Source organism: Elioraea tepidiphila DSM 17972, assembly GCF_000378465.1.
GTDB lineage: Bacteria > Pseudomonadota > Alphaproteobacteria > Acetobacterales > Acetobacteraceae > Elioraea > Elioraea tepidiphila.
The window spans coordinates 149,265-167,708 of the sequence record NZ_KB899911.1; the positions used below are offsets into that span (position 1 = coordinate 149,265).

Here is an 18,444-nt window from a genome sequence, read left to right on the forward strand (position 1 = left end):
CGCATGACCCCGAGCGAGACCAAGAGACTGGTGGCCGAAATCCTTGCGGCGATCGCACCGGAAGCGGACATTTCCGCGGTCGCCGGCGATGCGGACCTGCGCGAGGCGCTCGACCTCGATTCGATCGACTTCCTCAACCTGGTCACCGGTCTGCACGAACGCACGGGACGGCCGATCCCGGAGGCGGACTATCCGCGCCTGTTCACGCTCGACGGGATCGCTGGCTATTTCGGCGCGGCGGCGGACTGACCCGGTCCCGTCGCCAGGCCATGGCGGATCAGGAACGTCTCGATCGCCGCGCCAAGCCCGGTCGTCTCCATCTCCGCATAGTCGTAGCGTGCCCGCACGACCGGGCGGATGCCGGTCAGCAACGGTGTCAGATCGGCCGGCGTACCGGCGACGACGACCTCGGCGGCCGAGCCGGCGATGGTGGCGACGAGGGCGCTGCGCTGCGCCTCGCTGTAGCCCATCGCCGGCAGTACAGGGCCGAGCTGCGGATAGGCGGCGAAGACGGCCGCGATCTCCGCTGCGGCCGAGCGACGCGGATCGACGATCTCCGCGGCCCCGGCCGCGCGGGCGGCGAGGAAGCCGGCGCCGTGCGGCATGCCGCCGTGCGTGAGCGTCGGTCCATCCTCGACCACCAGCACGCGCCGGCCGCGCACCGCGTCGGGATCGTCGAGCCGCACCACCGAGGCGCCGCGCAGGATCTGCGCGCGCGGATTGAGCGTGCGGACCGACGCGGCAAGCGACGCAACATCCGTCTCGGCCGCGGCATTCGCCTTGGCGATCAGCACGATGTCGGCACGCCGCAGCACCGCCTCGCCCGGATGGAACAGGCGCTCATGGCCCGGCCGCAGCGCGTCGGCGAGAACGATGAGCAGATCCGGGTGGATGAAGGGGAAATCGTTGTTGCCGCCGTCCCACAGCAGCACGTCGCTTTCCGCGGCGGCGGCCGCGAGCACCGCCGCCGTCTCCGCGCCGGCGTATACGACGAGCCCGGCCGCGATGTGCGGCTCGTACTCCTCGCGCTCCTCGATCGTGCAGCGTGCGGCATCGAGATCCTCGGTGCGCGCGAAGCGCTGCACAGCCTGCTCGGCGAGATCGCCGTACGGCATCGGATGGCGGATCACACCGATGCGCAGGCCGCGCGCGACAAGCCGCTGACCGATCCAGCGGGCGACCTGCGACTTGCCGCAGCCGGTGCGCACGGCGCAGACCGCGATCACCGGCAGTGGCGCGGGCAGCATGCTGCGCATGGGATCGGGCAGCACGAACTCGGCCCCGGCGGCAAGCACGGCCGAGGCGCGGTTCATCACCGCGACATGCGCGACGTCGCTGTAGGCGAACACGACGCGATCGGCCTCATGGTCGCGGATGAGGGTTTCGAGCACCGCCTCATCGTGGATGGCTATGCCGTCGGGGTAGAGCGACCCGGCGAGCATCGCCGGGTAGCGGCGGCCGGCGATGCCCGGGATCTGCGCGGCCGTGAACGCGATGACCTCGTGCGTGGGATCGTCGCGGTAGAGCATGTTGAAGGTGTGGAAGTCGCGCCCGCCCGCACCCATGATGACGGTCCGGACTCGTCGTGCCATCGCCGCGCCTCCTCTCGGCCCTTCTACCGGAGCGATGCTTGGCGAGGCGCGCCTCGCCGGCAATCCCCCGTGAGCGGCGTCGCAAGCCCGTTGGCTTCCGGCGCCGGCAGGACGATGCTGCGCTGCCCCGCTATCGGATACGGCAGGATGATGTGATGGTCGAGACACGTGCACCGACCAGCCCGGAGCTGCCTGAACGGTTGCCGCCGGAGCGCCTGTGTCGTGCCGCCTCCTTCCGTTCGCCGGACACGGACACCGCCCCCGCGCAGGCGCCGATCGATGCACCCTCGGCCTATCCCCGCGCCGCCGAGGCGATCCGGTTCGGCGCGACAACGGCGGCGCGGGGCTTCAACATCGTCGCGATCGGCAGTCCCGGTGCCCAGATCCGCGAGGTTGCCACCGCGCTGCTGACCGAGGCGACGCGGCAGCGCCCCGCGCCGCCCGATTGGGTTTACGTCAACAACTTCGCCACGCCGCACCGGCCGATCGCGATCAGCCTGCCGCGTGGCCGGGCGCCGCAGCTCCGCCGGGCGATGAACGGTCTGGTGGACGACCTGCGGGCGGCGCTGCCGGCCATGTTCGAAAGCGAGGATTACGCGCGCCGGCGCAGCGCGATCCAGGACAGCTTCAATGCCAAGGCATCCGAGGCCTTCAGCAAGCTCGGCGAGAAGGCTTCCGCGCGCGGCATGGCGATCCTGCGCACGCCGATGGGGTTCGCCGTCGCGCCGATGAAGGACGGCAAGGTCGTGCCGCCGGAGGAGTTCGCCTCCTGGCCCGAGGAGCGCCAGGCCGCCGTGCGCGCCGTGATGACGGAGCTCGAAGAGGAGCTGGAGGCGACGCTGCGTGGCCTGCCGCGGCTGGAGAAGGCGAGGCGGGACGCGATCCGCGCCCTCGATCAGGAAACGGCCGCGGTGGTGGTGGATCAGGAGATCGAGGAGGTGCGGGCCGCCTTCGTCGATCAGCCGGCCGTGCTCGACTACCTGGCCGCCGTGCGTGCCGACATGATGGAGAACCTGAAGCTGTTCCAGGACGGCGAGGGCGAGGGCGAGGAGCGCCGGCCGGGTGCCGCCGCCGGCGTGGTGCGTGAACGGTACGACGTGAACGTGCTGGTGACCGCCGAGAACGGCGCGGCCGGTGCGCCGGTGGTGGAGGAGCTGCATCCCACACTCGGCAACCTGATCGGGCGCGTCGAGCATCTCTCGCAGTTCGGCGTGCTGGTGACGAATTTCCGCCTGATCAAGTCTGGCGCACTGCATCGCGCCAACGGCGGCGCGATCCTGATCGACCTGCGCGCGCTGCTGTCGGAGCCGTTCAGCTGGGCCGCGCTCAAGCGCGCGCTGGTACAGGGCCGGATCGTCATCGAGGATGTCGCGCGCATCGTCGGACTGGGCAGCACTGTCACGCTGGAGCCCGACCCGATCCCGCTCGACGTCAAGGTGGTGCTGTTCGGAGAACGGCTGCTCTACTATCTGATCGCCGCTCTCGATCCCGAGTTCGGGGCGCATTTCAAGGTGCTTGCCGATTTCGATGACGACACCGACCGCTCCGCGGAGAGCGAGGCGATGCTGGCCGGCATGATCGCGGAGACGTTGCGGAGGGAGGGCACGCCACCGCTCGATGCGGGTGCGCTCGCGCGTGTCGTCGAGCATGCGGCCCGCCTTGCCGGCGACGGCACGAAACTCACGCTGCTGGTCGAACGGCTGCGCGATGTCGTCATCGAGGCGGGTCACCACGCGGCGGGCTCCGGCCGCAGCATGGCGAGGGCGGAGGACATCGAGCACGCGATCGCGGCGCAGCGGCGGCGCGCGGCGCGCGTGCAGGAGCGGATGCAGGACGCGATCCGGCGGGGCGTCGCCTTGATCGATACGGAGGGCGCGCGGATCGGCCAGGTGAACGGGCTCAGCGTCATCACGCTCGGCGCAGAGAGCTTCGGGCGGCCGACCCGGATCACCGCGACGGTCCGCCCCGGGACGGGACGGATCGTCGATATCGAGCGGGAAGTCGAGCTTGGCGGGCCGATCCATTCCAAGGGCGTGCTGATTCTCGGCGGCCTCCTGGCGAGCCGGTTCTCTCCCGAGATCCCGATGTCGCTGCACGCGCAGCTCGTGTTCGAGCAGTCCTACGGCGCGGTCGAGGGTGACAGCGCCTCGGCCGCGGAGTTCTGCGCCCTGGTCTCGGCGCTGGCCGAGGTGCCGTTGCGCCAGGATATCGCCATCACGGGTTCGGTGAATCAGCACGGCGAAGTGCAGGCGATCGGCGGGGTGAACGAGAAGATCGAGGGCTTCTTCGAGGTGTGCGCCCTCCGCGGGCTCAGCGGCACGCAGGGGGTGATCGTGCCCGCGGCGAACGTGCAGCACCTGATGCTCGACCGCAGGGTGATCGAGGCTTGTGCGGCAGGCCAGTTCTCCGTCTGGCCGGTGCACCGCGTCGAGCAGGCGCTTCACCTGCTCGCGGACCGCCCGGCCGGCATCCGAGGCGCGGATGGACTCTTCCCCGACGGCAGCGTCTATCGCGCCGCCGAGGACCGCCTCCGCCGCTTCGCCGCCTGGCGCCGCGCCTGGGCCAAGGAGGAGCGTGAGCGGCCGGAGCGTGAGCCGTGACGAGGCAATCCTTGCGCTATCGTCGTCTTCTGCTCGATCTCCGTCATGCCGGTGGCGATCCGGAGACCCTCGGGGCGGTGCTCGGTCTGGCGCGGCTGCTCGATCTCGATCCGCACGGCATCTTCGTCGAGGACGAGGACGTGCTCTGCTTGGCCGGGCTGCCGTTCGCGCGCGAGCTCTGCCTGCCCATGGGCGCATGGCGCTCGCTCGACCGGTCGCGTCTCGCCGACGAACTGGCCGCGCTTGCCGAGCAGTCGCGGCGCACGCTCGAGCGCGCGAGCGCCGTGCTCGGGCGGCCGGCACAGTTCATCCGGCTCCGCGGTGATCCGAGCGCGCTGCTCGCGGAGCAGGCGGGCGAGGCGGACATCATCGCGCTCGCCGCGGCTCAGGCACCATTAGGCCTCGCGGATGCCAGCTTGCGGCGTGTCGAGGACGCGGTGCTCGGGATCGGACGGACGGTTCTGATGCTGCCGCCGCGGCTTGTCCGCACGCGCGGGCCGGTCGCCGCCGTGATCTCGGACGCGGGCGCCGCCGAGAGCGAGCTCGCCGCACGCGTGGCGGTGGCGTCGGGTGAGACGCTGATGCTGCTGTCGGCCGCGGACGAGCGGCAGACGGCCGAGGCGGTCGCCGCCGCCCAGACGGCCGGCGTCGCGGCGGCCCGCATTCTCGTGCGTGCGCTCGCGGCGCCGACGACCGAGGCCATCCTCTCCGGGCTTGCGGGGGCGGGCGAACGGTTGCTTGTGCTGCCGCACGCGCGGATCGGCCGGAGATTGTCACCGCTTGCGGCCGCGCGCGGCGTTCCCGTGCTCGCGATCGCCACGCGGCCGTAGCTGCCTACGCTTGTCCGTCGCTGCGCGTTTCGGCGTGCAGCCGGCCGATGCTCGCGACCACGCGCGCGACCTCGTCGTCCGGCAGCGGCGGGCGGCAGCGCACCCGGTTCCAGGCAAGCAACAGTTCGAGCACCACCTCCGCATCGACGCCATGCCAGAGCAGATGGCCGCAGAGCGAGGCGAGGGTGGTGTTGCGCTCGCCCTTGGCCACGCCCTCGCGCACGAGCGCGCGCCACTCGCGCAGGCTGCGCCCGCGCCGCCCGGCCGGCTGGACCAGCCAGCGTGGCGGCCACGGCAACGGCAGGTCGTCGGGCGTGTGGCCGTCACGCCATCGATACGGCTGGCCCGAAGGATGGATCGATGGCGGGGCGACGACGTAGCCGCCGTCGCCGCGCAGGTCGAGCCCCGGACGGATGCCGACGCGGTTCGGCACCTCGAAGCCCGGGTGGCGCAGATAGTGATGGCGCCCGCCGCCGCCGGTCAGCACCTCGGGGCCGGGCGGCATCGGCCCGGCGAGCGCCTCCTCGCCGGCGAGCGCCTCCGCGCCGCCGCTCTTCGCGTCCACATCGAGCACGACCAGGCCGGAGACGGCGCCGGTGACGATGCCGAGATTCGCCTCGGGCCATGCCGTGAACCAGGCTCGAACCTCCGGCTCGGATGGTCGCGCATGCTGCCACTGCTCCCAGCTTCGGATCGGTCGTTTGTCATGAGGGCGCAACGGCAGCACCGACCAGCCGCGGGCGAGGTAGCCGAGCGCTGCGGCGAGCATCGGTGAGCCCGCACGGGTTGCGCCGTGGTCGCGATGCGCCGGCATGCAAGCCGCTATCCCTTGATGCAGACGATCGGTCGCAACCGTGCCACGCGGCGTGCCAGGCCCGCCCGTTCGGTGACCGCAACGACCGCGCCGACATCCTTGTACGCGCCGGGCGCCTCCTCGGCGATGCCGCGTGTCGAGGGACTTCTGATCAGGATGCCCGCGGCCGCGAGCTCGTCCTGGATCGCGCGGCCGCTCCAGCGCTTGAGCGCGGCGTGGCGCGACAACGCGCGGCCGGCGCCGTGGCAGGCCGAGGCGAACGCGCGCGCCTCGCTGTTCGGGAGGCCCGCCAGCACCCAGCTCCCGGTGCCCATGCTGCCGCCGATCAGCACCGGCTGGCCGACCGCGCGCAGCCGTTCCGGCAGGGCGGGATGGCCGGGGCCGAGCGCACGTGTGGCACCCTTGCGGTGCACGAACAGGTGTCGCGGTTCACCGTCGATCTTGTGCGTCTCTTCCTTGCAGGTGTTGTGCGAGACGTCGAACAGCAGGCTGAGGTGCGCCTCCGGAAACAGCTCGCGGAACACCATCCGCGCCCGATGGCCGAGAATCTCGCGGTTGGCGAAGGCGCAGTTGATGGCCGCACGCATGGCGCCGAGATAGCGTTGGCCGAGCGGCGAGGCGATCGGCGCGCAGGCGAGCTCGCGGTCCGGCAGAGTCGTGCCCTCGGGCATGCCACGCGCCGCCATCTCCAGCAGGAACTCGCTTGCCACCTGATGCCCGAGCCCGCGCGAGCCGGAATGGATCGTCACGACGACCTCGCCGAGCCGAAGCCCATAGGCGGCGGCGATCTCGGGCGCGAGGATCTCGGCGACCACCTGCACTTCGAGATAGTGGTTGCCGGAGCCGAGCGTGCCGAGTTCGCGCCGCATGCGCAGCCGTGCGCGCTCCGAGACCTGGGCCGGATCGGCGCCCGCCATGCGGCCCTGCTCCTCGATGCGCGCGAGATCCTCCGCCTCGCCCCAGCCCTGCGCGACCGCCCACTGCGCCCCGCCCTCGAGCAGCGCGTCCATCGCCGCCGGCTCGACGGTGATGTCGCCCTGCCGGCCCATCCCGGCCGGCACGGCGGCGAACAGCCGATCGGCGAGCGCGGCCTTCCGCGGCTCGACCTCCGAGGCCGGCAGCCCCGTCAGCATCGTGCGCACGCCGCAGGAGATATCGAAGCCGACGCCGCCGGCCGACACCACGCCGCCGAGCGTCGGGTCGAACGCGGCCACACCGCCGATCGGAAAGCCGTACCCCCAATGCGCGTCCGGCATGGCGTAGGCGGCACCGATGATGCCGGGCAGGGTCGCGACATTGCGCGCCTGTTCCAGCACCTTGTCGTCCATGCCGCGGATCAGCGCCTCTTCCGCGTAGATCACGACGGGCGCCCGCATCGCGCCGGTGGGCTCGGCGCGCCACGTGGTGTCATCCAGGCGGATCAGCCGTGCCGGGTCCATCGAGCCCTTGCCTCAGACGTCGATGATGCAGCGCGCATGCCAGAGTCCTTCCGCATCCTGCCTGACCTCCGCCATGGCGCAGGTCGCGCCTTTCGGTTCGCAGGCGGGTGCATGTCGGGGAGGATCGATGGGCTCGCCCCAGAGCTCGGCGCTCAGATGCGTGCCATCGATGCGCACCCGGAACCGGCCGAACAGCATGGACCGAACGGCCATCTCGGCGATCACCGCGTTCAGCCACGCCACCAGCAGCAGGTCGAGATCGGGAGCGTCGCAGGTCAATGTCACGCGCTCCGTCTCCGCCACATCCGCCTCCGTGATCGCCGCCGTGATCGCGCGCGCGGCCTGTTCGAAGGCGATCTCTACGGTCGGACCCTGACCGGTGACGCCGAGATCGGCATCGTGGGGAAACAACGCGAACGCGGCGCCGGCTGACGCGCGCATCGCCTTGTCCCGCGTCGTGCCGCTTCCAGGCGTCCGATCGCCTCCAACCATGCGTTTGGTACCTGTCTGTGCTGGTCGGCAGTCTGCATGGCAGCCTGCGCCGCACCTTGATCCTGATCATTGAGCGCCAGGCGGTGCCGGGGCACGAGTTCCACTGGCGCGTCCGGCGCCGGTCGGACCCGATGGCAGACACATGGTCGCCATGCCGCATACCGTCGAAGACTGGACCATGCCGCTCGGCGAGGAGGAGGGGGTGCTCCAGGGCACGCTGCGCCTGCCGCCGGTGCCGCGAGGCCTCGTGGCGTTCGTGCATGGCAGCGGATCGAGCCGGCTCAGCCCGCGCAACCGTTTCGTTGCGGACGCGCTCGGTGACGCAGGCTTCGCGACGCTGCTGTTCGACCTTCTGACCGCAGCAGAGGCCGAGGATCGGCGCAACGTCTTCGATATCCCGCGCCTCGCCCACCGGACGGCGGCCGCCTGCACGACGCTTCGGTGCGATCCACGCACGGCGACGTTGCCGCTCGGTCTGTTCGGCGCCAGCACGGGGGCGGCGGCTTCCCTCGTCGCCGCGACGGCGCTCGGCGACGCGGTGCGGGCCGTCGTTAGCCGTGGCGGCCGTCCCGACCTTGCCGGTGACGCACTCGCCTTCGTGCGCGCGCCGACGCTGCTCATCGTCGGGGCCGAGGATGCCGACGTGCTCGCGCTCAACCGGGTCGCGGCGGCAGAGATGCGATGCACGGTCGAGCTGATCGTCGTCCCTCGCGCCTCGCATCTGTTCGAGGAGCCGGGTGCGCTGGAGGCGGTGGCCCGACATGCCGCGGCCTGGTTCCGACGCTGGCTGGCTACCTCGGAGACGGCATCATGATCGATCCTCGTCTGCCCGTGCTGTTCCCGAGCCGGGCCGAGGCCGGTCGGCTCCTCGCCGACCGGCTGGTGGAGCTGGCGCCTGTGCGCCCCGTGGTGCTGGCGCTGCCCCGCGGCGGTGTCGCCGTGGCGTCCGAGATTGCGCGCCGTCTTCGCGCCCCGCTCGACCTGTTGCTGGTGCGCAAGATCGGCGCGCCGATGCAGCCCGAACTCGCGATCGGCGCCGTTTGCAACGGAGAGGCGCCGATCCTGGTGATCAACGAGGACATCCTCGGGCTGGTCGGTGCGACCGAGCAGGATCTCGCCGAGGGCAGGCGGCGTGGCCTCGCCGAGATCGCGCGCCGGCGGGCGCTCTACTGCGGTGACCGCCCGCCGGTCGACGTTGCCGGCTGCACGGCGATCGTCGTCGATGACGGCATCGCAACGGGCGCGACGATGCGCGCGGGCCTGATGGCGCTGCGCCGGCGCAGGCCGCAGGAGATCGTGCTGGCCGTGCCCGTGGCGCCGCCCGAGGCGATCGCGCTCCTGCGGTCGGAGGCGGACCACATCATCTGCCTGCGCGAGTCGCACCTGCCTTTCGGGATCGGCGGCCATTACGAGGACTTCCATCAGCTCGAGGATGACGAGGTGATCGCGCTGCTGCGCGCCGCCGAGGCTCCGCGTCCCGGCGGTGCCGCATGAGCGTGGCGTCTGCCGGCAAGGCGGACGTCATCCGGCGGGATGACAGGATGCCCGGCCGCGGCGGCGACGCCGGGCGGCGCGTCGGCAAGCGGGCGGAGACGCTCTGGAGATCCGTGCTGCCGGTGCTGCGCAGCGGTCGCGGCATGCTGTTCCGCCTCGGCATCGATGCGAACGGGCCGGTGCTGCTGCCCGCGTTGCCGCTCCGCCTGCCTTTCGCCCCGGTCGATCCGGGGGTCGAGACCGCGCGGATGATCGGTGCGCGCATGTGGCGGCAGAGCGCCGCGCTCGGCACCGTGCTGGTTCGCTGCCCGGACGGCCTGAGCCTCGCGTTGCGATGATCCGTCGGCCGTCAGGCGGCGGTCGTGTGCCGCGCGCGCAGGGCTGCCAGCATCGCGGCGAGCCCCGGGCTGAGCGCGACCGGATAGGCGGGCTCGGCGGGGCCGAGCCCGCGCAGGCGCGGCGGCAGGCGGGCGACGCCTTCGGCGGCGGTGCGGCGCGCCTCGGCCAGCGTGGCGCGTGGCGCCACGCGCACCCCGTTGCGCACGACCGGGCGCAGCAGGGGCGCGCCGTCCGGCCGTTCCTCGGCGAGCGCGATCACGTCGCCCTCCGCCCGGAACACCTGCTTGCGCCCGGGCAGGATGCGCTTGCCGGGTGCGAGCTTGGTGCGCGGCTCGCCGGCATAGGCGGTGAGCTTGTAGGCGAGGTCGAGCGACGGCGCATCGGCCGAGACGCTCATCTCGGTGCCGACGCCGAAGGCGTCGATCGGCGCGCCGGCGGCGATCAGCGCCGCGACACGGTGCTCGTCGAGCCCGCCCGAGGCGAAGATCTGCAGCCGCTGCAACCCGGCCGCATCGAGCATCGCCCGCGCCGCCCGGGCGAGGGCGGCGAGATCGCCGGAGTCGAGCCGGATGCCGCGGATCCGGCAGTCCGGGCCGAGCTTCGCGGCGAGCGCGATGACGCGACGCACACCCTCGATCGTGTCGTAGGTGTCCACCAGCAGGGTGGTCTCGGGATAGAGCGACGCATAGGCCTCGAACGCCGCCGCCTCGGTCGGGAAGGCCTGCACGAAGCTGTGCGCCATCGTCCCGATGACGGGGATGCCATGGCGCGCGCCGGCGAGCACGATCGAGGTGGCGGCGACGCCGGCGACGTGGAAGGCGCGCGCCCCGGCGAGGGCGGCGTCGATCCCCTGCGCGCGGCGGCCACCGAAATCCACCACCGTGCGGCCGGCGGCGGCAAGCACCACACGCAGCGCCTTCGAGGCGAGCAGCGTCTGCACCCCGACCTGGTTCATGACCTGGGTCTCGAGCAGCTGCGCCTCGGCGATCGGTGCGGTGATCTCGATCAGCGGCTCCTCGGCGAAGACCGGTGTGCCGTCGGCCATGGCATCGATGTCGCCGCTGAAGCGGAACCGTGCGAGCCAGTCCAGGAACCCCTCGGGGAACTCGCCGAGCGCGCGCAGCATGTCCAGCGACGCCGTATCGAAGCGCAGCCCGAGGATCAGGTCGATGACGTCGTCGATGCCGCAGGCGAGCAGCAGGTTGCGCGACGCCGGCACTGTGCGCACCGCCAGGCTGAAGGTCGCTCGTTCCGTCATGCCGAGGGCCAGATAGGCGCGCGCCATGCGCAGCTCGTAGAGATCCGTGAACAGGGCAAGCCCGTCCGGCGTCTCGCCTCTCGTCTGTCCCTGCATGCAGAGCCGCTGTCCGCTGTCGAGGCATCGCGTCATGGACGCTCGCGCGATGCTAGGCTGAAGCCGTGCCGGTCGGGAAGGAGACGGTGATGAAGCTGTTCGCCCTGGATGCGAGCCGGTCGTTCGGCGAGGGGATCGCCGCCGCGCTCGAAGTGCCGCTCGCGCGGCACGAGGAGCGCGGCTTCGAGGATGGCGAGCACAAGGCGCGTCCGCTCGAGGTCGTCCGCGGGGCGGACGTCTATGTCGTGCAGGGCCTGCACGGCGATCCGTCGCAGAGTGCCAACGACAAGCTCTGCCGGCTGCTGTTCTTCATCGCCTGCCTGCGCGACTGCGCCGCAGCGCGCGTCACCGCGGTCGTTCCCTATCTCGCCTATGGGCGCAAGGACCGGCGCACCAAGCCGCGCGACCCGATCACCACGCGCTACCTGGCGCAGCTCTTCGAGGCCGTCGGTACCGACGCCGTCGTGACACTCGACGTGCACAACGTCGCCGCGTTCGAGAACGCGTATCGCTGCCGGTCCGTGCCGCTCGACAGCCGGCGTCTGTTCGCGCCGCGGCTGAAGGAGCTCGTCGGTGGCGATCCCGTCGTGATCGCCTCGCCCGATCCCGGCGGCGTGAAGCGGGCGCAGCTGTTCCGCGAGAGCTTCGAGCGTCTGCTCGGCCGGCCGGTCGGCGCCGCCTTTCTCGACAAGCGGCGCAGCGGCGGCGTGGTCTCGGGCGATCTGCTGGTCGGCGAGGTGGCGGGTGCGGTGGTGGTCGTGGTCGATGATCTGATCAGCACGGGGGGCACGATGCGGCGCGCGGCCGAGGCGTGCCTCGCGCAGGGGGCGGCGCGCGTGGTCGCGGTCGCCGCGCATGGGCTGTTCACGGGCGAGGCGGCGCGCACGATCGCCGCGCCGTCGCTCGCGCGCGTGCTGGTGAGCGACACCGTGCCGCCGTTCCGCCTGCCGCCATCGCTGCTCCAGGAGCGCGTCGAGGTGATCACTGCCGTGCCGCTGTTCGCCGAGGCGATCCGGCGCCTGCACGGCGGCGGGTCGATCACCGCCCTGCTGGAGGGCTGAGCATCTCAGCCGCTTCCCGGGCCTTCTCCAGATACCAGCGCGCCTTGGGCAGCCAGGTCTCGGGCGCGCGCGGGGCTGCGTCCTGGAGGTGGCCGACGGAGAGCCGGGCACGCAGGCAGGCACGGAAGGCGAGGTAGAAGGCCGAGACCTCCGCCGATGCGGCCGCGCCGCGCGCGGTGGCGCAGCGGTCGCGGACGATCGCGCCGGCCCAGGCTGCGCCGAGCCGGTCGCATTCGAGCGCGAGGAAGGCGATCTCCTCGGCCGGATCGAGCAGGCGCAGCGTGCGGTCGAATTCGAGGGCGTCGATCACCGCCGGCGGCGGGCCGAGGAAGATGTGCTCAGGGCGGAGATCGCCATGGCCCTCGATCACGTGCCCGCCATGCAGCCGCGCGAGCAGCGCCTCGCCCTGCGTCTCCAGCCAGGCGCCGAGGCGGTCGAGCAGACGGCCAGGTTCGGCCTCGGCGAGGGCGAAGGCGGGATCGCAGAGCAGGGCGCGATCAAGCGCGAGATCGTGCGTGAACCGCCGGAGATAGAGCGCTTCGGGCACGGTCTCGGCCGGCGCGGCGCGGAAGAAGCCGGCGAGCAGGTCCGCCGCGCGTTCGACATCCTCGCGCGTCGCGGTACCCTGCGCGAGGGCAACGTCGAGCATCCGCGCGTCGGGCAGGCGGCGCATCCTGACCAGCCAGTCCACCACCGGCCCGTCGGCCTCCAGCCGCAACGCGCCATCCGCCGTGCGCGCAAGGGGCACGAGGCCGAGATAGATCCCCGGCGCGAGACGGCGATTGAGCGCGACCTCGGTCTCGCAGCAGGCGCGTCGGCGATCGAGCGTCGTGTAGTCGAGGCTGTTCAGCCGCACCGGCTTCTTCAGCTTGTAGACGAAGCGATCAGTCAGGAAGACATACGACATGTGCGTTTCGCGCACTGTGACCGTGCCCGGGGCGCACGGGTAGGCGTCCGGTTGCCGCAAGGCGACAAGCGCATCCGACAGGGAAGTGCTTGCCGTCGCCGTGCGGGGGAGATCGCCTCGTTGTGCGGTCTCGTCGGTTGTCATCGCGCGCGGGGCCGCATTGGCTGTCATCGCCGTCGATGCATCTGGGGTGAATCCTGGCCGCGATGCCATGATTTGGCAGGACCGGTCGCGTTGATCTGCGTCATAGTGTCACGCCAGCAGCGGAATGACTGTAGCCTTCGCCGCGCATCTGCCCAGGGAGAAGAGAACGATGCCCCTCCGTGACATCCTCGTGCATCTTGAAGCCACCGCGCCGGGGCGCGCCCGTCTGGCGCTGGCGGCCGAACTGGCGCGCCGGCACGAGGCGCATCTGACGGGGCTCTTCGTCGTCGACATCCCGCTGCCGGTGATCGCGGCGGGCGACGGCAGCGGTGGCGCCGCGCTCGTGGAGCTCATGGACCGGATGCGCGAGGATGCGCTCGCTCAGGGTGCCGCAGTGGAGGCCGAGTTCCGCGACCGGCTGCGGCGCGACGGACTGGCGGGCGAGTGGCGCCTCGTCGAGGGCTCGGCGCCGGCGCTCGTGACCCTGCATGCCCGCTATGCCGATCTCGCGGTGCTCGGGCAGCAGGACCCCGAGAGCGACCAGCCGGTGGCCGGGGCGATCGTCGAATCGGTGCTGTTCTCGTCCGGACGGCCGGTGCTGGTCGTGCCCTATGCCGGCCGGTTCGAGACCGTCGGACGGCGTGTGCTGGTCGGCTGGAACGCCAGCGGCGAGGCGGCGCGCGCGGTGAACGACGCGCTGCCGCTGATTGCCGCCGCCGAGACGGCGACGGTGCTCGCCGTCAATCCGCGGCTTGGCCTCGACGGTCACGGCGAGGAGCCGGGCGCCGACATCGCGCGTCATCTCGCGCGCCACGGCGTCAGGGTGCGGGTCGAGCACACGGAGTCCGGCGAACTCCGCGAAGGCGACGTGCTGCTGAACCGGGCGGCCGAACTGTCGGCCGACCTGCTGGTGATCGGCGCCTATGGCCACTCGCGCCTCCGGGAGATGGTGCTGGGCGGGGTGACGCGCACGCTGCTGCAACAGATGACGCTGCCCGTGTTGATGGCGCATTGAGTCCCGCAGCGGCGCGCTTGCGCGACCATCGATGCGCGGCCTGCTCCGGCGAGCCGCGCGACGGTCGCGTCAGTCGCGCTCCGGCCCGGGCCTCGCGGCATCGAGGATCGCCATGACCTCGACCACGGCCGCGGTCGCCGGACGCCGCACCACCTTCCCGACCGCGTCATCCTCCTCGAGCCGGGTGAAGGCCTCCAGCACCTCCGCCGCGCTTGCGCCGGTGCGCTGGATCTCGATCAGCAGGGTCTCGTCGATGGGGCCGAGAATGGCGCGGATCTCGGCCGCGGACGCGGCCTGGCCGGATGGCGCGGCGCGGTCGTTCATCGGGCGTCTCCCTGCTGCGTCACAAGGTCGGGTGGTGCTTGCCGACACGGTGCACCGTGCTCGCCTGCGGCCCCTTCTCGCCCTCGGCGATGGCGAGGCGGACCGGGTCGCCGACCTTGAGCTGATCGAACGCACCGTCGGCGACACTGTTGCGGTGGAAATAGACCTCCTGGCCCTCGCTCGTCTCGATGAAGCCGTAGGGCTCACCCGCGACGAAGCGCGCCACCCGGCCGTGCAGCAGCGCCGGCTCGTGGTGCTTCACCCGCGCGTCCAGCTTGCGCATGTGATCCTCGAGCTGGCGCACGGCCGCGTCGAAGGCGTCGCGCACGGCGACATAGGCATCCTCGTGCGCGTGATCCCGCGGGCTCTCGCGCGTCACCACGATGTCGCCGCGCGGCACCACCACCTCGATGCGTGCACGGTAGAGCTGTCCTTGCCGGTGGTGCCGGTGCGGCGCCTCGACCGTGACGTGGCATCGCATGATGCGGTCGGCGAAGCGCTCGAGCCGCGCGGCCTTCTCGCGAATGCGCGCTTCCAGCGCCGGCGAGGCGTCCATGCCCTTGAAGGTGACCTGCACGGGGATCGTCATGGCGTGTCCTTCTCGCGGTCCCGCATCTCTACTGCCCGACCCCTTCGTCCGAAGGACCGGCCGGGCGCGCCAGATCATCGTCAGTCACCTTACCGGCGTGGGCAGGTGGCGCCTTGATCGCGGTCAAACCCAGCGGCACCGGGCGCCGACGGAGCGGCACACGCGCGCGTGAAGCCCCTGTTGATCCCGGTCAGCGCAGTGGGCGACCGCCGCATGCGCTCCTGCGCCGACACGGCGCCGGGGCCGCGGCCTGCGGGATGGCGCGCGTGATCCGGTGCGGCCAGCGGCAGCGGGTGCCTGATGGCAAGGCGGGTGGACGAGGCAGCAAGGTCCGATGGTCCGCGGGGGCGTGCCGTGCGGCGCTGGTCGAACCGCGTCGCGACCGCCTCGACCTTCCCGCCGCCGGGCCTGTTCACCGAGTCCGCGGAGGTGATCGCCGCCACCATGGCGCGGCCGGAGGTCTCGCCGGGCGGCCTCGGCGCGGCGATCCGCATGGTGACCTTCTTCGCCAATCGGGCCGGCCGGATGCTGCCGGCCGCGCGTGCCGCCGAACTCGCGCGCGCGAAGGCGCTGTTGCGCGACCGGCGTGCCGTGGCGCCGCGACGGCCGCCGGCGGAGCGCGCGCCTGGGCGCTACCACCATGTCGCGCTCGGCCCGGCTCTGGTGGAACGGAGCGGGCGCGGCTGGGTGATGCGCCGCGGCGCGGACGAGCCGCCGATCCCGCTCGGCCCGGACGCCTGGTCGTATCTGCGCCGCGCATGACGGCGCATGTCCCGGCGATCCAGCCATCGCGCCGCCATGTCGGCTGACCAGGCCAGCCAATGGCGCACCGCGCCAGGCTTCATGCTCGCCGCCCTCGGCGCCGCGGTCGGGCTCGGCAACATCTGGCGCTTCTCCTACGTGGCGGGCGAGAACGGCGGCGGCGCCTTCGTGCTGGCCTATCTCGTGTGTGTGCTGGCGATCGGTGTGCCGCTGCTGATTGCGGAACTCGCGATCGGCCGTGCGAGCCACACCGATCCGGTCACGGCTTTCGCCCGCATTTCCCCTGGCCGGCCCTGGCGCTGGGCCGGCTGGCCCGGCATCGCCGCCTGCATTGCCATCCTCGGCTACTACCCCGTCGTGGCGGGCTGGGTGGCGAACTATCTCTGGCACGTTGCCGCGCACGGCGTGGACCCGCCCGGCACCGTCGATCACGCCGCGCGGCTTGCTGCCATGCTGGCCGATCCGGCGCAGGCGCTGCTTTGGCCGGCCGTGGTGATCGCGGCCGGCGCGGTCGTCGTCGCGCTCGGCATCGCCGGCGGGATCGAGCGGGCGAGCGCAATCCTGATGCCGCTGTTCTTCCTGCTGCTGGTGGGGCTCGCGCTGCACGGGCTCACGCTCGATGGCGCGGCCCGGGCGTTCGGCTTCCTGTTCCGGCCCGACTGGGCGGCGCTCGCCCGCCCGCGCACCTGGCTCGCCGCAGTGGGGCAGGCGTTCTTCTCGATCGGCCTCGCCATGGGCATCCTCGTCACCTATGGCGGCTACCTGCCGCGCGCCCAGCGCCTGCCGGCCCCGGCGCTGGTGATCGCGCTCGGCGACACCGCCGTCTCGCTGGTGGCGGGGCTGGTGGTCTTCCCGGCCGTCTTCACCTACGGCTTCGATCCGGCCCAGGGCACGACGCTGGTGTTCACGGTGCTGCCGGAGGTGTTCGCGGCCATGCCGGCCGGGCGGCTCGTCGCGGCGGCGTTCTTCCTGCTGCTCGTGATCGCGGCGCTGACGTCGCTCGTGTCGCTGATCGAGGTGCCCGTCGCGCTGCTCGTGGCGCGCCTGCGGTGGCGGCGGCCGGCGGCGGCGCTGGCCGTTGCGGTCGGCGCGCTGGTGTTCGCTCTGCCCTCGGCGCTCGGCTTCGGCGTGCTCGCGCCCCATCTGCCGGGCGAGGCGCCGTTCCTCGACCGGCTCGACCACCTCGCCTCCGACATCCTGCTGCCGCTCTCCGGGATCGCGATCGCGCTGGTCGCCGGCTGGCGCTGGCGCCGCGCCGAGGCCCTGGCTGAGGCCGGGCTGACGGGAGCCTCCGGCTGGCTGTGGCTCTGGAGCCTGCGCGCGCTGCTGCCGGTGGCGATCGCGGCGGCCATGGCGCGGGGGCTCGGCCTGTTGTGACCGATCGCTGATCGCCTCAGGGCAGTTGCGCGAGCGCCTGCTCCAGGTCGGCGATGATGTCGGTGACACTCTCCAGGCCGACCGAGAGCCGCACCACCTCCGGCCCCGCGCCTGCCGCCACCAGTTGTTCGGGGCTGAGCTGGCGGTGCGTGGTCGAGGCCGGGTGGATGATCAGCGTCCGGCAGTCGCCGATATTGGCAAGGTGGCTGATGAGCTGCACGGACTCGACCACCTTGATGCCGGCCTCGTAGCCGCCCTTCAGGCCGAAGGTGAACACCGCGCCCGCGCCGCGCGGCAGGTAGCGTTGCGCCAGCGCGCGGAACGGGCTGGAGGGCAGGCCGGCGTAGCTGACCCAGGCCACCTTCGGGTGCCGCTCCAGCCATTGCGCGACCGCGAGCGCGTTGGCGCAATGGCGCTCCATGCGCAGCGGCAGGGTCTCGATGCCGTTCAGCGTGAGGAAGGCGTTCAGCGGCGCCTGGGACGGGCCGAGATCGCGCAAGCCGACCGCGTGGCCATAGACCGAGAAGGCGAGGTCGCCGAAGGTCTCGTGGAAGCGCAACCCGTGATAGCCGGGCTCGGGCTCGGCGAGGGCGGGGAAGCGGCCGCCGCGGCTCCAGTCGAAGCGGCCGCTGTCCACCACCGCGCCGCCGATCGAGGTGCCATTGCCCGACAGGAACTTGGTCGTCGAGTGCACGACCAGTGTCGCGCCGTGCTCGATCGGCCGGCAGAGCCAGGGCGTCGCGAGGGTGTTGTCCACGATCAGCGGCACGCCGGACGCCTCGGCGATGTCGGCGAGCGCGCGCAGGTCGATGACGATGCCGCCGGGGTTCGCCAGGCTCTCGACGAAGATCGCGCGCGTCCTGTCGGTGACGGCGGCGGCGACGCTTGCGGGATCGGTGGCGTCGACGAAGTTGGTGATCCAGCCGAAGGCGCGCTTGAACGCATTGCCCATCTGGTTGAGCGAGCCGCCATAGAGTTGGCGCGCGGCGACGATCTCGTCGCCCGGCCGCATGAGCGGGAACAGCGCGACGAGCTGCGCCGCATGGCCGGAGGAGGTCGCGATCGCGCCGCGCCCGCCCTCCAGGCTCGCCAGCCGCTCCTCCAGCACCGACACGGTCGGATTGGTGAGGCGGGAATAGATGAAGCCCGCCTGCTGGAGGTTGAACAGCGTCGCCGCGTGATCGGCGTCGTCGAACACGAAGCTGGTGGTCTGGTAGATCGGGGTAGCGCGCGCGCCGGTCGCCGGGTCGGGCGCGGCGCCGGCATGGATGGCGCGGGTCTCGAAGCCGAAGCTGCGGGGCTCTGTCATCG

The 18,444-nt window shown here is 72.2% G+C and carries 19 protein-coding genes; 10 read left to right on the forward strand and 9 right to left on the reverse strand.

What is annotated here, in order from left to right; all coding sequences use genetic code 11:
* Positions 1 to 3: 3 nt before the first annotated feature.
* Positions 4 to 249 carry an acyl carrier protein gene (locus F563_RS0102280; protein ID WP_019013023.1) on the forward strand — a complete coding sequence of 82 codons (246 nt, stop codon included), beginning with the start codon at positions 4 to 6 and terminating at the stop codon, positions 247 to 249.
* Here the strand turns inward: F563_RS0102280 and F563_RS0102285 are convergent.
* Positions 225 to 1,592, reverse strand: coding sequence for a tetraacyldisaccharide 4'-kinase (locus F563_RS0102285; RefSeq protein ID WP_051089307.1), 1,368 nt, complete (start codon positions 1,590 to 1,592; stop codon positions 225 to 227). The two genes, F563_RS0102280 and F563_RS0102285, sit on opposite strands and share 25 nt — an antisense overlap.
* A 155-nt stretch (positions 1,593 to 1,747) precedes the next feature.
* On the opposite strand from F563_RS0102285, the gene F563_RS0102290 reads away from it, so the two are divergent.
* Complete coding sequence (locus F563_RS0102290) at positions 1,748 to 4,192, forward strand: Lon protease family protein (RefSeq protein ID WP_019013025.1); 2,445 nt, start codon at positions 1,748 to 1,750, stop codon at positions 4,190 to 4,192.
* A gap of 11 nt (positions 4,193 to 4,203) precedes the next feature.
* Positions 4,204 to 5,022, forward strand: coding sequence for a hypothetical protein (locus F563_RS0102295; RefSeq protein WP_019013026.1), 819 nt, complete (start codon positions 4,204 to 4,206; stop codon positions 5,020 to 5,022).
* Between the two features lie 4 nt (positions 5,023 to 5,026).
* Here F563_RS0102295 and F563_RS21270 read toward each other — a convergent pair whose 3' ends face one another.
* The 3 genes from F563_RS21270 to F563_RS0102310 are packed head-to-tail and all read right to left on the reverse strand — an operon-like array spanning position 5,027 to position 7,716.
* Entirely contained in the window at positions 5,027 to 5,836 is an 810-nt protein-coding gene (locus tag F563_RS21270) for a bifunctional DNA primase/polymerase (RefSeq protein WP_019013027.1), read from the reverse strand.
* Positions 5,837 to 5,844: 8 nt separating this feature from the next.
* Positions 5,845 to 7,275 (reverse strand): RtcB family protein, encoded by a 1,431-nt coding sequence (locus F563_RS0102305; RefSeq protein ID WP_019013028.1) that lies wholly within the window; start codon positions 7,273 to 7,275, stop codon positions 5,845 to 5,847.
* Between the two features lie 12 nt (positions 7,276 to 7,287).
* Entirely contained in the window at positions 7,288 to 7,716 is a 429-nt protein-coding gene (locus F563_RS0102310; protein WP_019013029.1) for an archease, read from the reverse strand.
* 202 nt (positions 7,717 to 7,918) lie between these two features.
* On the opposite strand from F563_RS0102310, the gene F563_RS0102315 reads away from it, so the two are divergent.
* From F563_RS0102315 to F563_RS0102325, 3 genes are read left to right on the forward strand one after another with little or no spacing between them, the layout of a single operon-like run.
* Complete coding sequence (locus F563_RS0102315) at positions 7,919 to 8,581, forward strand: dienelactone hydrolase family protein (RefSeq protein ID WP_211211323.1); 663 nt, start codon at positions 7,919 to 7,921, stop codon at positions 8,579 to 8,581.
* A complete protein-coding gene (locus F563_RS0102320; protein WP_019013031.1) occupies positions 8,578 to 9,261 on the forward strand; it encodes a phosphoribosyltransferase in 684 nt (227 codons plus the stop codon). Before F563_RS0102315 ends, F563_RS0102320 begins: the two co-directional genes overlap by 4 nt.
* 47 nt (positions 9,262 to 9,308) lie before the next feature.
* Positions 9,309 to 9,599 carry a hypothetical protein gene (locus tag F563_RS0102325; RefSeq protein ID WP_019013032.1) on the forward strand — a complete coding sequence of 97 codons (291 nt, stop codon included), beginning with the start codon at positions 9,309 to 9,311 and terminating at the stop codon, positions 9,597 to 9,599.
* An 11-nt stretch (positions 9,600 to 9,610) separates the two neighbouring features.
* On the opposite strand, the gene F563_RS0102330 is transcribed toward F563_RS0102325, so the two are convergent.
* On the reverse strand, positions 9,611 to 10,990 hold the full coding sequence (locus tag F563_RS0102330; RefSeq protein ID WP_245557089.1) for a nicotinate phosphoribosyltransferase: 1,380 nt from the start codon (positions 10,988 to 10,990) through the stop codon (positions 9,611 to 9,613).
* Positions 10,991 to 11,043: 53 nt separating this feature from the next.
* On the opposite strand from F563_RS0102330, the gene F563_RS0102335 reads away from it, so the two are divergent.
* Positions 11,044 to 12,015: a ribose-phosphate diphosphokinase gene (locus F563_RS0102335; RefSeq protein ID WP_019013034.1), complete on the forward strand. Its 972-nt coding sequence runs from the start codon at positions 11,044 to 11,046 to the stop codon at positions 12,013 to 12,015.
* Here F563_RS0102335 and F563_RS21275 read toward each other — a convergent pair.
* Positions 11,993 to 12,922: a hypothetical protein gene (locus F563_RS21275; RefSeq protein WP_019013035.1), complete on the reverse strand. Its 930-nt coding sequence runs from the start codon at positions 12,920 to 12,922 to the stop codon at positions 11,993 to 11,995. The genes F563_RS0102335 and F563_RS21275 overlap by 23 nt on opposite strands.
* Before the next feature lie 313 nt (positions 12,923 to 13,235).
* Here F563_RS21275 and F563_RS0102345 point away from each other — a divergent pair, with 313 nt between their 5' ends.
* Complete coding sequence (locus tag F563_RS0102345; protein WP_019013036.1) at positions 13,236 to 14,081, forward strand: universal stress protein; 846 nt, start codon at positions 13,236 to 13,238, stop codon at positions 14,079 to 14,081.
* A gap of 69 nt (positions 14,082 to 14,150) precedes the next feature.
* Here F563_RS0102345 and F563_RS0102350 read toward each other — a convergent pair whose 3' ends face one another.
* Both F563_RS0102350 and F563_RS0102355 read right to left on the reverse strand, forming a co-directional pair.
* A complete protein-coding gene (locus F563_RS0102350; protein WP_019013037.1) occupies positions 14,151 to 14,405 on the reverse strand; it encodes a hypothetical protein in 255 nt (84 codons plus the stop codon).
* 19 nt (positions 14,406 to 14,424) lie between these two features.
* Complete coding sequence (locus F563_RS0102355; protein WP_019013038.1) at positions 14,425 to 14,994, reverse strand: HPF/RaiA family ribosome-associated protein; 570 nt, start codon at positions 14,992 to 14,994, stop codon at positions 14,425 to 14,427.
* Positions 14,995 to 15,348: 354 nt separating this feature from the next.
* On the opposite strand from F563_RS0102355, the gene F563_RS23690 reads away from it, so the two are divergent.
* Together F563_RS23690 and F563_RS21285 are read left to right on the forward strand one after the other, a co-directional pair.
* Entirely contained in the window at positions 15,349 to 15,756 is a 408-nt protein-coding gene (locus tag F563_RS23690) for a DUF3175 domain-containing protein (protein WP_019013039.1), read from the forward strand.
* 36 nt (positions 15,757 to 15,792) lie between these two features.
* On the forward strand, positions 15,793 to 17,133 hold the full coding sequence (locus tag F563_RS21285; protein WP_019013040.1) for a sodium-dependent transporter: 1,341 nt from the start codon (positions 15,793 to 15,795) through the stop codon (positions 17,131 to 17,133).
* 16 nt (positions 17,134 to 17,149) lie between these two features.
* Here F563_RS21285 and F563_RS0102370 read toward each other — a convergent pair whose 3' ends face one another.
* Positions 17,150 to 18,442 (reverse strand): O-acetylhomoserine aminocarboxypropyltransferase, encoded by a 1,293-nt coding sequence (locus F563_RS0102370; protein ID WP_019013041.1) that lies wholly within the window; start codon positions 18,440 to 18,442, stop codon positions 17,150 to 17,152.
* Positions 18,443 to 18,444 lie beyond the last annotated feature (2 nt).

What these genes read in the sequence shown, in the direction of transcription:
- F563_RS0102310 (WP_019013029.1), bottom strand. Translation starts at nt 7,716, where the DNA reads ATGCGCGCGTCAGCCGGCGCCGCGTTCGCGTTGTTTCCCCACGATGCC.
- F563_RS0102315 (WP_211211323.1), top strand. Translation starts at nt 7,919, where the DNA reads ATGCCGCATACCGTCGAAGACTGGACCATGCCGCTCGGCGAGGAGGAG.
- F563_RS21275 (WP_019013035.1), bottom strand. Translation starts at nt 12,922, where the DNA reads ATGTCGTATGTCTTCCTGACTGATCGCTTCGTCTACAAGCTGAAGAAG.
- F563_RS21285 (WP_019013040.1), top strand. Translation starts at nt 15,793, where the DNA reads ATGTCGGCTGACCAGGCCAGCCAATGGCGCACCGCGCCAGGCTTCATG.
- F563_RS0102335 (WP_019013034.1), top strand. Translation starts at nt 11,044, where the DNA reads ATGAAGCTGTTCGCCCTGGATGCGAGCCGGTCGTTCGGCGAGGGGATC.
- F563_RS0102330 (WP_245557089.1), bottom strand. Translation starts at nt 10,990, where the DNA reads ATGACGCGATGCCTCGACAGCGGACAGCGGCTCTGCATGCAGGGACAG.
- F563_RS0102305 (WP_019013028.1), bottom strand. Translation starts at nt 7,275, where the DNA reads ATGGACCCGGCACGGCTGATCCGCCTGGATGACACCACGTGGCGCGCC.
- F563_RS0102325 (WP_019013032.1), top strand. Translation starts at nt 9,309, where the DNA reads ATGCCCGGCCGCGGCGGCGACGCCGGGCGGCGCGTCGGCAAGCGGGCG.
- F563_RS0102345 (WP_019013036.1), top strand. Translation starts at nt 13,236, where the DNA reads ATGCCCCTCCGTGACATCCTCGTGCATCTTGAAGCCACCGCGCCGGGG.
- F563_RS0102355 (WP_019013038.1), bottom strand. Translation starts at nt 14,994, where the DNA reads ATGACGATCCCCGTGCAGGTCACCTTCAAGGGCATGGACGCCTCGCCG.
- F563_RS21270 (WP_019013027.1), bottom strand. Translation starts at nt 5,836, where the DNA reads ATGCCGGCGCATCGCGACCACGGCGCAACCCGTGCGGGCTCACCGATG.
- F563_RS0102285 (WP_051089307.1), bottom strand. Translation starts at nt 1,592, where the DNA reads ATGGCACGACGAGTCCGGACCGTCATCATGGGTGCGGGCGGGCGCGAC.
- F563_RS0102290 (WP_019013025.1), top strand. Translation starts at nt 1,748, where the DNA reads ATGGTCGAGACACGTGCACCGACCAGCCCGGAGCTGCCTGAACGGTTG.
- F563_RS0102280 (WP_019013023.1), top strand. Translation starts at nt 4, where the DNA reads ATGACCCCGAGCGAGACCAAGAGACTGGTGGCCGAAATCCTTGCGGCG.
- F563_RS0102320 (WP_019013031.1), top strand. Translation starts at nt 8,578, where the DNA reads ATGATCGATCCTCGTCTGCCCGTGCTGTTCCCGAGCCGGGCCGAGGCC.
- F563_RS0102370 (WP_019013041.1), bottom strand. Translation starts at nt 18,442, where the DNA reads ATGACAGAGCCCCGCAGCTTCGGCTTCGAGACCCGCGCCATCCATGCC.
- F563_RS0102350 (WP_019013037.1), bottom strand. Translation starts at nt 14,405, where the DNA reads ATGAACGACCGCGCCGCGCCATCCGGCCAGGCCGCGTCCGCGGCCGAG.